Origin of the sequence: Vibrio sp. Vb1755, from assembly GCF_033338635.1 — a bacterium.
Classification (GTDB): domain Bacteria; phylum Pseudomonadota; class Gammaproteobacteria; order Enterobacterales; family Vibrionaceae; genus Vibrio; species Vibrio alginolyticus.
In genome coordinates, this window is the sequence record NZ_JAWOTA010000027.1 from 43,311 (window position 1) to 56,291 (window position 12,981).

The 12,981-nt window shown below is 45.6% G+C and carries 11 protein-coding genes; 1 reads left to right on the plus strand and 10 read right to left on the minus strand.

Annotation, left to right across the window (positions count from 1 at the left end; all coding sequences use genetic code 11):
* Positions 1-31: 31 nt before the first annotated feature.
* Positions 32-451: a hypothetical protein gene (locus R7E00_RS18790; RefSeq protein WP_169644219.1), complete on the minus strand. Its 420-nt coding sequence runs from the start codon at positions 449-451 to the stop codon at positions 32-34.
* A complete protein-coding gene (locus R7E00_RS18795) occupies positions 441-1,355 on the minus strand; it encodes a hypothetical protein (RefSeq protein ID WP_213899725.1) in 915 nt (304 codons plus the stop codon). Before R7E00_RS18795 ends, R7E00_RS18790 begins: the two co-directional genes overlap by 11 nt.
* A gap of 249 nt (positions 1,356-1,604) precedes the next feature.
* On the opposite strand from R7E00_RS18795, the gene R7E00_RS18800 reads away from it, so the two are divergent.
* Positions 1,605-2,384: a TSUP family transporter gene (locus R7E00_RS18800; protein ID WP_005381847.1), complete on the plus strand. Its 780-nt coding sequence runs from the start codon at positions 1,605-1,607 to the stop codon at positions 2,382-2,384.
* On the opposite strand, the gene R7E00_RS18805 is transcribed toward R7E00_RS18800, so the two are convergent.
* From R7E00_RS18805 to gltB, 8 genes are all read right to left on the minus strand, one after another.
* Positions 2,326-3,180: a LysR family transcriptional regulator gene (locus tag R7E00_RS18805; RefSeq protein WP_017821479.1), complete on the minus strand. Its 855-nt coding sequence runs from the start codon at positions 3,178-3,180 to the stop codon at positions 2,326-2,328. The two genes, R7E00_RS18800 and R7E00_RS18805, sit on opposite strands and share 59 nt — an antisense overlap.
* Before the next feature lie 128 nt (positions 3,181-3,308).
* Entirely contained in the window at positions 3,309-3,929 is a 621-nt protein-coding gene (locus tag R7E00_RS18810) for a TRIC cation channel family protein (protein ID WP_005387377.1), read from the minus strand.
* Positions 3,930-3,998: 69 nt separating this feature from the next.
* Positions 3,999-4,820, minus strand: coding sequence for a vitamin B12 ABC transporter substrate-binding protein BtuF (gene btuF, locus R7E00_RS18815; RefSeq protein ID WP_181881276.1), 822 nt, complete (start codon positions 4,818-4,820; stop codon positions 3,999-4,001).
* Positions 4,820-5,773, minus strand: a complete 954-nt coding sequence (locus R7E00_RS18820; RefSeq protein ID WP_158159558.1) for a cobalamin biosynthesis family protein — start codon at positions 5,771-5,773, stop codon at positions 4,820-4,822. Before R7E00_RS18820 ends, btuF begins: the two co-directional genes overlap by 1 nt.
* An 11-nt stretch (positions 5,774-5,784) precedes the next feature.
* On the minus strand, positions 5,785-6,480 hold the full coding sequence (gene mtnN / locus R7E00_RS18825; RefSeq protein ID WP_005381837.1) for a 5'-methylthioadenosine/S-adenosylhomocysteine nucleosidase: 696 nt from the start codon (positions 6,478-6,480) through the stop codon (positions 5,785-5,787).
* Between the two features lie 63 nt (positions 6,481-6,543).
* Positions 6,544-6,972 (minus strand): DUF1499 domain-containing protein, encoded by a 429-nt coding sequence (locus tag R7E00_RS18830; RefSeq protein WP_158159559.1) that lies wholly within the window; start codon positions 6,970-6,972, stop codon positions 6,544-6,546.
* A 91-nt stretch (positions 6,973-7,063) separates the two neighbouring features.
* Positions 7,064-8,476, minus strand: coding sequence for an FAD-dependent oxidoreductase (locus tag R7E00_RS18835; RefSeq protein WP_005381833.1), 1,413 nt, complete (start codon positions 8,474-8,476; stop codon positions 7,064-7,066).
* Between the two features lie 20 nt (positions 8,477-8,496).
* Entirely contained in the window at positions 8,497-12,960 is a 4,464-nt protein-coding gene (gene gltB / locus R7E00_RS18840) for a glutamate synthase large subunit (protein WP_158159560.1), read from the minus strand.
* Positions 12,961-12,981 lie beyond the last annotated feature (21 nt).

Consider the following 12,981-nt stretch of genomic DNA (forward strand, 5'->3'; position numbering starts at 1 on the left):
CCTCATTGCCCGCTCATTTGAGCGGGCTTTTTTATATCGAGGTTTTTCTAAAATGAAGAGCATTAAAGTGTGCTAGGAACGATTGGTATGCTTCGCTTTTGAAGATCATTAAGCTAATGATGGCAAGCAATGTACCCAAAGATGAAGAAATAGTACTACCACTTGCTGCAACAAAATTAATGCTGCAAGTGAGAATGATAAAAGAGATAGTAAGTAAGTTTATTTTTGCAGCAATACTTAATCCTTTGCTTATTGTCAGAATGTTTGGAATGCATACAACAACAACCGTAATAGCTCCCAATGTAAGAAGGTAAGTATCTAGAGCAATGTGTTGAGTGAAAGAAAACCAGTCATTCCAAATGCTCAAGCTAATAGCCAGACCAATAGTCAATGCCAAGTATAAACATATACTTAGTGAGATGTTTGCTATGCTAATTGATTTAGTATTCAACTTTCAATTCCTCATAGATTCCAATTGCAAGATTTCTTAACTCTCCCGAATAACCGCTTCCTACTATGCTAATTGAGCCTCCAATTGCATCTAGAAGCTGATGAGAAATGGATGCGGATATTGTTGCTTGTGAATACCTCTTAGGAATTTCTCCTGACAACATTAGCTGTTTACGAGCTTTATTCGAAATGCTCGGAAGGTTTTTACGGATGATTTCTTTAGTTAATCTTGTTCTTTCTTGTCTGTTTAAGCCTTTTAGAATCTCGGGAACGCCTTTCTTAGTGGTTTGCTTAAGAGATTGAACCATTTTTATCGTTTGATATCCACTAGCGCCCGCTCCAGCTAAGGAGATGTAATCTAAAGCTTTAGTTGTATTTTGATACCACTCATTACTGTCTATATCCGATAATTTGTCTGGTGATTTAGATACTATACGGGTTCTTGCTACTCCAATAGCACATTGAGCTGTGGCAGCAACAGTAGCGGCGTGTGAGATATAGGACATAGTTACGCCCACAGGACCACTTACTGGTATTGTTAGCCCCGAACCAACTACCCCAATCCAGCCAATCGCTGCACCAATACAGCTAATGCTCGCTGATAGAAGCTCTTGATTGAATCTTGATTTTGACTCTTCCTGTTTTATTTTTTTTGCAAATTCTTGAGATGATTGTAATTTTATCGGTTCTCGTAGAATGATAAAGGTAGGATTGATATGGCATGTGGATTTAAAGTCTCTTAAGCGTACAACGGTGAATTTGTTATCAATATAAATTACACCCGCACCGCTAGTCTCTGGTTTAGAGTCAATAACGCTGAATAGCTGATTAACATTCACTATCTGTTCGATTTTTAAGCGTAATTGCTGCTCTTTTATTGATGGTCGAGTTAGTAAGGCTTCCATTATTTTCGTTTTTTATCAGATTAAATATTTCCTATTAAGACAGCATTTTCTTTTTCTATCAAAATATTAAGAGGCTCTTGAGGTGAGGCTCTATATTTGGATGTAATTGATATTTTTAATGTATCATTCTCTAGATTTATTGACTGATGAAAATTAGGAATAGATTGGTGTCTTGACTTTCCATTGGTAGTTTTGTGAATAAGTGCTACCGTTTCTTCCTCTTTGATACCTCTTCAAAAAGGAAGTGTAGTGGAAATCACGGTTGAGATTTTGTTGGCCTTATTTTTGGTTGCGACTGCCGCAGGCTTTATTGATGCGATGGCTGGTGGGGGGGGGCTCATTACGCTCCCTGCGCTTTTGGCTGCGGGGTTGAGTCCGACTCAAGCTCTAGCAACCAATAAGTTACAAAGTTCGTTTGGCAGTTTCTCTGCTAGCTGGTATTTCGTGCGTAACGGTATTGTCAGCTTAAAGGAAATGCGTTTTGCGATACTCTGCACTTTTATAGGCGCTGCAATCGGTGCCGAGGCTGTGCAGTTTATTGATGCTAGCGTACTCACCAGTTTGATCCCTGTTCTTTTGATAGCCATTTCCCTCTATTTTTTACTCGCGCCAAGTACGCGAAAAATCGATGGAGAACCAAAGTTATCTGAAGCGATGTTTGCGCTATGCATTGGTGGCGGAATCGGTTTCTATGATGGCTTTTTTGGCCCTGGGACTGGATCTATTTTTACTGTTTGTTTTGTTGCACTAGGTCACTTTTCTTTGGTCGAAGCCACTGCTAGAACCAAAATTCTCAATTTCACGTCAAACATTGCGGCACTACTCTTTTTTATCTTCGCTGGGTTGCCCGTGTGGAAGCTTGGCTTAACCATGGCTGTTGGCGGTTTTCTTGGTGCTCAGTTAGGAGCGAAGGTCGTGGTAAGTAAAGGACAAAAATGGATTCGTCCTCTAGTTATAGTGATGTCGATGCTTATGGCAACGAAACTTCTTTGGCAACAACATCAGCAATGGATTCTGTCAGTGCTTTAACTCGTTCGCTACGATATGTGCTGTGACGTAAGCAGATATGTATTGGTCGAACTAACTGATCTAGCTCTTCAAAGTCATAGCAGAACTTAGATGTGATATTAAGTGTCGTTAGGATAGATTTAGGGATTAAAGCGGGAGCCATACCTCCCAAAGCCAGTTGTGCTGCCGCAGTATACGAATCCATTTCCATCAAAGGTTCGATTCCGTGTTTGGATAAAATAGCTTGTTGATATGTGTTGGCAGGGTTAGTTAGGTCATTGGTCAAAATAGCTTTAGGTAGTTGTGAAAGTGAATGTCGACTGACAATTGAGAAAGGTTCATCGGCGAGGTGAAGGCTCATTAATCCATGATGAGGTGGTAGATAGCCAGCGCAAAATCCCAATGTTGCTTTGCCTGATTTCACATTCTCAATAATGCGTGGCGTATGATTGGTCGATATTCGTATGTACTGATCATGGGCAAAGTGTTCTGCCATGATCATGCTGAGGTATCCAGCGACTAAGGTTTCAGAGCAGTCTATCTTGATCAAAGAAGTATCTTCTATTTGTTGTTGATCATAGATCTGACCTCTTAACTCATTGAACGTTGGCTCGATCGTGTTGATGAGGGCAAGGCCATCGGAGGTCAGCTTTATGTGCCGACCATTTGGCTCTATTAATTTTTTTCCTAACTTCTTCTCTAGATTTGAAATACGTTTACTCACGGCAGATTGACTAATATAGAGTTGACTGCCCGTGCGGCTCATGGTTTTTTCTTTACTGAGGACAAGTAACGTTTCAATACCTTCAAGCAACATAATGATTAATGAAAGTTAGGAATGGTTGAGATAATTTAGCGAATTGCCCAAGAATTGGCGAATCAAATGAGCATAAATGAGAGGAGCCGACACTTGGTCGACTCCATGGTGAGTGATGTTGTTTGTGTTTAACGGTTAATGGCGAAAGTTGGCAGGGATAGATGCCAACGAATCGCACCGAGACGTATAATGAGCGTTGAGATTACACCAGCGAGTAAAGCCGTTGAGTGGTCATAACCCATGTTTACCGCCATCGTATGGAAGATGCCGCCAATAATACATGCCGTAGCATAGACTTCGCTTCTTAATACCATAGGAACTTCGCGAGCCAGCACGTCTCGTATAATGCCACCGCCACAGCCAGTAATAACCCCCATTATCACCGCGACCATCCCAGAAGCATTGTAGGCGAGTGCCTTTTCTACTCCTATTCCCACAAATACAGCGAGACCGATGGCATCACAAACGGGTAATACCCACCATGAGAGTCGCTTGGGTCTTCGAATAACAAGCATGGTTAGTAGACACGTAACAAATATCACCCATAAGTAAGTCGTATCTGTTATCCAAAATACGGGAGTGGCACCAAGCGCCATGTCTCGGATTGTTCCGCCACCTATAGCAGTCACACTGCCGAGTACGATAACGCCGAATGGATCCATTTTTAAACGGCCAGCCAGTAATACGCCAGAGATAGCGAAAACAGCGGTACCGAACAAATCGATCATATAAAGCAGCATGGAGTCCATGTTACTTAGTACCTTTAAATAGTGTGAGAAAAAATGGGCGGAAATTGTACGGTATTTGCCACGAAATCGTTAGCGTTTTTGACGAACGCTTTTAAAGTGCTCACACACTTCCTTGATCGCGTTCAATGTGCGTGGTGTCGGACGGTTAATCCAATCAGAGTTTAGGGACCAGATGTGTTTGTTTTTAAGAGCAAGAAGCTCATTACTCCACTCAGCCCACATACCATCGTTACTCATTGCGTGACGAGAAGTAAAAATAACCTCTGGCTGGCGAGTAATGACTTGCTCGATGCTAACTTGAGGATAAGGCGCGCTAGATGTGGCGAAAATGTTCTCACCACCGCAAAAAGTAAAGACTTCACTTGGCCAGTTCTTTCCGGCGACAGTGATGATAGGCTTTTCACTCAACTGATAAAAGTAACGAACTTTCTCGTTCGTGTTGTACTGTTCTTTTAGTGTACTCAGTTGCGTTCTAAAATCTTCAGCGGCCTTTTTTCCTACTTGTGGAGTTTCGCTGTATTGGCTGAGTTGCTCAATATTGTTGGCGATATCTTCTAATGAACCTGTAGTGGAGTAATAGATAGGAATACCGAACTGTTTAATTTTCTCCAACTCTTTAGCGGGGTTTCCGGCTGGCCAAGCAATCACTAAGTCCGGCTGAAGAGCAATAATGCGCTCTAATTTAATTCCTTGATAATTTGAGACTCTTTCTAGCTGCTTTGCCTGTTCTGGATAATCGCTCATTTCGCTGACAGCAACAAGCTGGTCTCCTAGCCCTGCTGCAAAGGCAATTTCGGTGGCATGTGGAGCTAAACTTATAATGCGTTGAGCGGGTTGAGCGAAGGTCGCTGTCGAAACAAACAGCGTTAATGCGAAGCATAATTTATTCATCATAATCCTTGATAAATTATTCCTAAAAGCAAACTTTGGATTGCGATCCAAGCCAGGACGCGCCAAACGAGCAGCGTATGTATTTGTGAAAGGTGAATAGCCGATGGCGCAATGCGCCCACCGATTTTTGCGCGCTCTGCACGCACACCTTGATAGATAGCAGGGCCGCATAAAGACAGTTGTAGTTTGTGTCCGATAGTACATAACACCCAGCTAGGTCCTGGTAAGGGCCAAGACTTCGCTTGCTGTTGTATTCCAGAGAGCACATTACTTGTATTCTTTCCGGCAGCTAAAAGTATGGCAAAGAGACGAAGTGGAATAATATCCAGAGTAGCAACCAGTTGAATCACAGGTTTACCAAACGGCAAATATTGGCGTCGGCTAGGGGACCACACTCGCGCTAATTCTGTTGTGAGTCGATACATTAACGCACCAATGCCACCTGTTAGTGCGTACCAAAATAGCACACCGATCACGTTGCGGCTGTATCCCATAATCAGGGTTTCTGAGCCAGCTTTACCTATGCCAACGATCGAGAGGCTACCAGTATCGCGATTAAGGTATGGTCTCAGTAATGCTCGACACTGAGCTTTGTCTTCCGAAGACATACTAGTTACGAGCTGTTTCGTTAACGTTTCGCTGTTGCGCCAGTCTAGCGCAAGGATCAATAGAACCAGTTCATATAAAGGGATTTGCCAAACAAATGGCTTTACTGCAATCAGTAATATCAAACAAGGAAACAGCATCAAGCCTAGTGCAAGACTGCCTGAGATTACACTCTGTGAGTAATTGTGATTATTGTTCACTTTGTTGGCTAGCTGTTCTGCTAGCTTTCGCCATAAAGTGATGGGGTGCGCTGAATGGGGGATTGGCACTAGAAGGTGCAAGGGCAGTGCGCCCCACATTATAAGGAGCGCACCGTTGGCATAAAATGACTGAAAAACTTCTTCCATGAATGAGTCGTTTACTTAATGAGTTCCAGCATTTTGAATACCATTTCGGAAGAGCTTTTTGCTGCTAGAGGTAGAAACTCATCAAAGCTCATTGGTGATTCTTTATCAGCGACATCAGAGATTGCACGCACAACAACAAACGGTGTGTTGAATTGGTGACAAGTTTGAGCGATAGCAGATGCTTCCATTTCTACAGCGATAACAGACGGAAAGTGTTTACGAATAAACTCTTGACGCTCAGCAGTACAAACAAACGCATCGCCAGTACAAATTAGGCCGCGAACCGCATGAGTGTTTTCCATTTGTGCTAGGGCTTTTTCTGCTAAGTCCATTAGCTTGTCATCCGCTTTGAATGCAGCTGGTTGACCGGCCATTTGGCCAATTTCATAACCAAAAGCGGTTACGTCTGCATCGTGATGACGAACTTCTGTAGAGATAACTACATCGCCAAGGTTTAAGCTTGAATCGAAACCGCCAGCAGAGCCTGTGTTAATCACAACGTCTGGTTGGTATTCATCAAGAAGGATTGTCGTGCCCACTGCCGCTGCAACTTTACCGATGCCCGATTGTAGTACGACGACTTCGACATCGTTAATTTGACCAGAGAAAAACGTACAACCTGCTTTATTTACAGTTTTGCAGTTTGTAATTGCTTGCTTCAGGATGGTCACTTCTTGTTCCATCGCACCGATGATACCAACTTTCATAACACTCTCTTTAGGTAAATATTTTAGTTGGCCGAGAGTATAGCACTCCCCGTTGGCAGTTTTCTATTTGATGAGCTTAGCTTGAGTGAGCTTTTGTCGTAATTGATCGGCGCGCTTTCTGTTTACGCCAAAGTCAGAGTAGCCCACACGAGATTCCGAGCGCACAATCAGTTGGTCTCCTGCTATTTTTAGTTCGAGGTCATCCACGAAGCGCATGATTTTAGATGTGCACTCGATACGAAGGTAGTTGCTTTCTTTCACCGCGGTTTTCGCGCCTGGCAGTTCAAGCGCAACTTGCTCAATAGCGTCGATGTTCGCTGAATCAACTAAGATAAATGGCGTTAGGTTGTATTTTTCTCGCGTGTCTTGGGTGGAGACGCAGTTTGGTTTGTCACCACAAGGTGATTGAGAACGATCCGTCATGGTTGTGACTCCTTGGCTACAAGCGGTTAAGCCGAGCAAAGTAATGGAAAGGAGAGCGGCTTTTTTCATTATATTTACTCTTATAATTTTGTTTCTAATTATATGGATACAAAAGAAAAAGGATCCAATAACAGGACCCTTTTTGTGAGGTTAGCTGAGATTAAACTTCTAGGTAATCGAGAATGCCTTCTGCCGCTTTTCGTCCTTCATCAATTGCGGTTACGACAAGATCAGAACCTCGTACCGCATCGCCACCCGCGAAGATCTTTTCATTGCTGGTCTGGAATTGGAACTCTTGCTTCGCTGGGGCTTTGATACGACCCCATTGATCCAAATCGACATCAAACGGTGCTAACCAGTCCATTTTGTGCGGCTGGAAACCAAACGCCATGATAACAACGTCTGCTGGTAGAACGTGCTCGCTGCCTTCAACGGGCTCTGGACGTCGGCGACCCGCTTCATCAGGTTCACCAAGTGCGGTTTTCACCACTTTGACCCCCGAGACTTTGCCTGACGCATCCACTTCCACTCCCAAAGGCTGAAGGTTGAACATGAACTTCACGCCTTCTTCCTTTGCGTTTTTTACCTCGCGACGAGATCCCGGCATGTTGGCCTCATCACGACGATAAGCACAAACTACGTTGGAGGCACCTTGGCGAATTGAGGTACGAACGCAGTCCATTGCTGTATCACCACCACCCAGTACGACGACTTTCTTTCCTGCCATATCGATAAAGGGTTGGTTACTCTCAAGATCCATGACTTTGTAGGTGTTCGAAACTAAAAATGGCAGCGCGTCATACACACCCGGCGCATCTTCATTATCTAGACCTGCACGCATGTATTTATAGGTGCCAACGCCCAAGAAAACAGCATCGTATTCATCAAGTAGCTCTTGCATTTGGACATCTTTGCCTACTTCCATGTTCATGCGGAACTCGACGCCCATTTCAGTGAACACACGGCGGCGGTTTTCCATCACGCCTTTTTCAAGCTTGAAGGAAGGAATACCGAAGGTCAGAAGGCCTCCAATTTCAGGGTAGCGGTCAAACACGACTGGCTTAACGCCATTGCGCACTAGGATATCCGCGGCAGCCAAGCCAGCTGGGCCTGCTCCAATGATTGCGACCTTTTTATCGGTCCACTCCACCTTGGACATATCTGGCTTCCAGCCCATTTCAAACGCTTTGTCGGTAATGTACTTTTCTATGTTACCGATGGTGACGGCACCAAAGTCATCATTAAGCGTGCATGAACCTTCACATAGGCGGTCTTGAGGACAAACGCGCCCACATACTTCCGGTAGGCTGTTGGTTTGATGCGATAGTTCAACCGCTTCAAGAATACGACCTTCATTAGCAAGTTTTAACCATTGAGGGATGTAGTTGTGGACTGGGCATTTCCATTCACAATATGGGTTGCCACAATCTAAGCAGCGATCCGCTTGTGCAGTCGCCTGTTGTTTAGTGAACGGTTCATAGATTTCAACGAACTCGATCTTACGAACTTTGATAGGCTTTTTCGCAGGATCTACACGCTGCACATCGATAAATTGATAAACGTTCTGGCTCATGATTCAAACATCCTCCATGATTACTGTGCTTGAACACGCAGCTCTGCGGCACTGCGGCTCTGGTGACCAAGTAGCGTGCGAAGATCTGCCGCTTGTGGTTTCACCAAATAGAACTTTGGAATCCATTCATCAAAGTTCGCCAAAATATTTTCAGCATGACTCGACCCTGTTTCTTCAAGGTGTTCCGCAATTAGGCCACGCAAATGTTCTTGGTGGATGTAAAGATCGGACAATGAGATGGCTTCGACAGACTCAGTATTAACTCGACCTTCAAAGCTTTGGTTCTCATCCAGAACATAGGCAAAGCCTCCAGTCATACCCGCGCCAAAGTTCACACCTGTCGCACCAAGAATGGCAACAATACCGCCAGTCATGTACTCACAAGCGTTATCGCCAGCACCTTCAATGACGGCTATCGTACCTGAGTTTCGTACGCCGAAACGCTCACCTGCTTTACCGGCTGCAAATAGTTTACCGCCGGTCGCGCCGTACAGACAGGTGTTACCAATGATGGTTGCTTCATTACACTTAAATGCAGTGCCAAGGTGAGGTTTGATAACCACTTTACCACCCGCCATGCCTTTGCCCACGTAGTCGTTCGCATCGCCCGTGAGGTAAAGCTCTACACCACCTGCGTTCCAAACACCAAAGGACTGGCCTGCGGTGCCGTCAAGATAGATTTTGATAGGGGAAGCCGCCAACCCTTGGTTGCCATAGCGTTTTGCTATTTCGCCAGATAAGCGTGCACCAACAGAACGATCAGTGTTGATGACATTGTAGAAGAAACTTGCCGATTGACTGTTTTCGACCGCATGCATGGCATCATCAACGATCTTTTGGTTGAGCTCAGCTTTATCAAACGGTTTGTTTGGCTCTGTCCAAAATAGCGGATGGCCCTCAGGTGATACTGGAGCTTCTAGAATATTGGATAGATCCAGCTTGGTCTGTTTCGCTGTAAATCCCTCTACTGCCTCAAGTAAATCGGTACGACCAATCAAGTCCGTCAGCTTTTCAACGCCAAGTTCGGCGAGTAATCCGCGCACTTCGTCTGCCAGGCCGATGAAGTAATTCATCACCATTTCTGGTAGACCTTTGAAATATTCTTTACGCAGTGTCTCGTCTTGAGTCGCAACCCCAGTTGCACAGTTGTTGAGGTGACAAATTCGTAGGAACTTACAACCCATAGCGACCATTGGCGCAGTACCAAAACCGAAGCTTTCTGCACCTAAAATTGCGGCTTTAACTACGTCTAAACCAGTCTTTAGACCACCGTCTACCTGTAGGCGGATCTTATGACGCAGACCATTAGCAACCAGAGCTTGTTGTGTCTCTGCCAACCCCAACTCCCAAGGGCTACCAGCGTATTTTACCGAAGTTAATGGGCTTGCTGCGGTACCACCGTCGTAACCCGAAATGGTAATAAGATCAGCGTAAGCCTTGGCTACACCCGTTGCGATGGTGCCGACACCTGGCTCGGAGACGAGTTTTACCGAAACCAGCGCATTCGGGTTGACTTGTTTAAGGTCGAAGATCAGTTGGGCCAAATCTTCAATCGAATAGATATCGTGATGCGGAGGAGGGGAGATCAGAGTCACGCCTTGTACCGAATAACGCAGTTTTGCGATTTCTGCGGTGACTTTGTGTCCTGGTAGCTGTCCACCTTCACCCGGTTTCGCACCTTGTGCCACCTTGATTTGCAGTACATCCGCATTAGTCAGGTAATGCGGCGTTACACCAAATCGGCCAGAAGCAATCTGTTTGATACGTGAGTTACGCTCAGTACCGAAACGGCGAGGATCTTCACCGCCTTCACCCGAGTTAGAGTAACCACCAAGACGGTTCATCGCCGTTGCAAGTGCTTCATGCGCTTCTGGGCTAAGTGCGCCAATGGACATTGCCGCTGAGTCAAAGCGTTTGAACAGTTCAGTGCGTGGTTCTATTTGCTCAAGTGGCAGCGGTGAGTCTGATTTTTTCAGCGACATTAAGTCACGCAGCATGGCAACAGGGCGTTGGTTTACCTGCTTAGCAAAGCTCTGATAGTCGTTACTTTCGCCAGATTTAACGGCCTGTTGCAGCGTGCCGACGACATCCGGGTTGTAAGCATGATACTCACCTCCATGGACGTACTTTAACAAGCCGCCATGATCAATCGATTTGCGTTTCGCCCATGCTTTACGAGATAAGTTTGTAAGATCTTGCTGGAAGTCGTCAAAATTCGCGCCTTCAATTCGAGTTGTGACGCCTTTAAAACACAGATCGACCACATTTTGGCTCAAGCCAACTGCTTCAAACAGTTGTGAGCAGCGGTAAGAGGCGATGGTTGAGATCCCCATTTTCGACATGATCTTGTACAGGCCTTTGTTGATGCCGTATTGGTAGTTTTGCATCACATCGCGGTAGTCTTTCTCTAGTGCTTTATCATCAATCAGTTTACCTAACGCTTCATAAGCAAGGTATGGGTAAACCGCAGTGGCACCAAAACCAAGCAAGACGGCAAATTGGTGTGGGTCACGGGCTGTTGCGGTTTCGACAACAATGTTGGCATCGCAACGTAAGTTCGCGTCAATCAGACGAGTTTGAACGGCGCCGACTGCCATTGCTGCCGGAATTGGTAACTTACCTTTGACCAAGGCTCTGTCCGAAAGAACCACTAAAACCGTGCCTTCACGAACGACTTGCTCTGCTTGCTCACACAGATCATCAATGGCTTGTTTAAGATCTTTTTGTTGTGGGTCGTAGTTGATATCGAGAATGGTATTACGGTAATGATCGTCACTCAGCTCTAGTAATTGCTGCATGTCTGAATAGAGCAGTACTGGAGAATCAAAGGTTACACGATGCGCGTGGCCATCGGTTTCACAGAAGACGTTCATCTCCTGGCCGATGCTGGTCGCCAGCGACATGACGTGTTTCTCACGCAGTGGATCGATTGGTGGGTTGGTGACCTGCGCGAACTTCTGACGGAAGTAATCAGTCACCAAGCGCTCTTTCGAAGAAAGAACCGCCATCGGGGTGTCATCACCCATCGAACCGACGGCTTCTTGCCCCATATCACCGAGGACACGCAATACTTGATCGACTTCTTCATTGCTCATAGCAAACTGCTTTTGATAAGTCTTAAGCAAGTCTTCATCAAAGCTGCGCTCACCTACTTGATCTTCAGGCAGCTGAGAGAACGGTGTTAGTTTGCGAACGTTGTTCTCCATCCATTCGCGATAAGGGTGACGAGATTTCAGGTCATTATCGATCTCGCTAGATTGCCAAAGCTTACCTTTACGAGTGTCGATGACGAGCAATTCCCCCGGACCTACACGACCTTTTTTGGCAACTTCATCTGGGGCGTAATTCCAAATCCCTACCTCAGACGCCAGAGTGATCAACTTGTCTTTGGTAATTACATAACGCGCAGGACGTAGACCGTTTCGGTCTAGGTTACAAGCAGCATAACGACCATCGGACAGTACGATACCTGCTGGGCCATCCCATGGTTCCATGTGTTTGGAGTTGAAATCGTAAAACGCACGCAAATCCGGATCCATGTCAGGGTGGTTTTGCCATGCTGGCGGCACAAGCATACGCATGGCACGGAAGATATCCATGCCGCCAGCTAAAAAGAGATCTAGCATATTATCTAGGCTAGACGAGTCTGAGCCTGTCTCGTTCACAAACGGTGCTGCAGTTTGTAGGTCAGGCAGCAGTGGTGACGAGAACTTGTAAGCACGAGCGCGTGCCCATTGTCGGTTACCTTCAATGGTATTGATCTCACCATTATGAGCAAGGTAGCGGAACGGTTGAGCTAATGGCCAACGCGGTTGAGTGTTGGTAGAAAAACGCTGGTGGAACAGACAGATAGCAGATTCCATACGTAGATCGGCAAGATCAAGATAAAAGCGCGGTAAGTCCGCAGGCATGCATAGGCCTTTGTACACCAAAACTTGAGTCGATAAGCTACAGATGTAGAAATCCGGATCTTCGGTGATTTGTTTCTCGATGCGACGGCGTGCGATGTAGAGACGACGTTCAATGTCGCGTTCGCGCCAACCTGCCGGTGCAGAGACAAAGACTTGCTGAATATTTGGAAGCGAGTTGGCCGCAATTGGACCGAGTACTTCTGAATTAGTTGGTACTTCACGCCAACCAGCCACAGTTAGCGTCTCTTGCGCCAGTTCTTTGTTGACGATGTCTTTAGCGAGTTGAGCTTTGACTGGATCTTGGTTGAAGAAAATCATCCCTACGGCGTATTGCTTGCCAAGGTTGAAACCATTTTCTTCGGCAATAAGACGTAAATAGGAATCGGGCTTTTGTAATAGAAGACCACAACCATCACCAGTTTTACCATCGGCGGCGATACCACCACGGTGAGTCATGCGGTCAAGTGCAGAAATTGCTGTACGTACCAGCTTGTGGCTTTGTTCGCCTTCCATATGCGCGATCAAGCCAAATCCACAGTTGTCTTTCTCAAGACTTGGATCATAAAGAGCCATTGCAATTCTCCCTTTGCTTAT

Coding starts and splice junctions, on each gene's coding strand:
- R7E00_RS18795 (WP_213899725.1), bottom strand. CDS start 1,355: ATGGAAGCCTTACTAACTCGACCATCAATAAAAGAGCAGCAATTACGC.
- R7E00_RS18830 (WP_158159559.1), bottom strand. CDS start 6,972: ATGAAAAAAGCCGCTCTCCTTTCCATTACTTTGCTCGGCTTAACCGCT.
- R7E00_RS18805 (WP_017821479.1), bottom strand. CDS start 3,180: ATGTTGCTTGAAGGTATTGAAACGTTACTTGTCCTCAGTAAAGAAAAA.
- R7E00_RS18810 (WP_005387377.1), bottom strand. CDS start 3,929: ATGGACTCCATGCTGCTTTATATGATCGATTTGTTCGGTACCGCTGTT.
- btuF (WP_181881276.1), bottom strand. CDS start 4,820: ATGAATAAATTATGCTTCGCATTAACGCTGTTTGTTTCGACAGCGACC.
- mtnN (WP_005381837.1), bottom strand. CDS start 6,480: ATGAAAGTTGGTATCATCGGTGCGATGGAACAAGAAGTGACCATCCTG.
- gltB (WP_158159560.1), bottom strand. CDS start 12,960: ATGGCTCTTTATGATCCAAGTCTTGAGAAAGACAACTGTGGATTTGGC.
- R7E00_RS18820 (WP_158159558.1), bottom strand. CDS start 5,773: ATGGAAGAAGTTTTTCAGTCATTTTATGCCAACGGTGCGCTCCTTATA.
- R7E00_RS18835 (WP_005381833.1), bottom strand. CDS start 8,476: ATGAGCCAGAACGTTTATCAATTTATCGATGTGCAGCGTGTAGATCCT.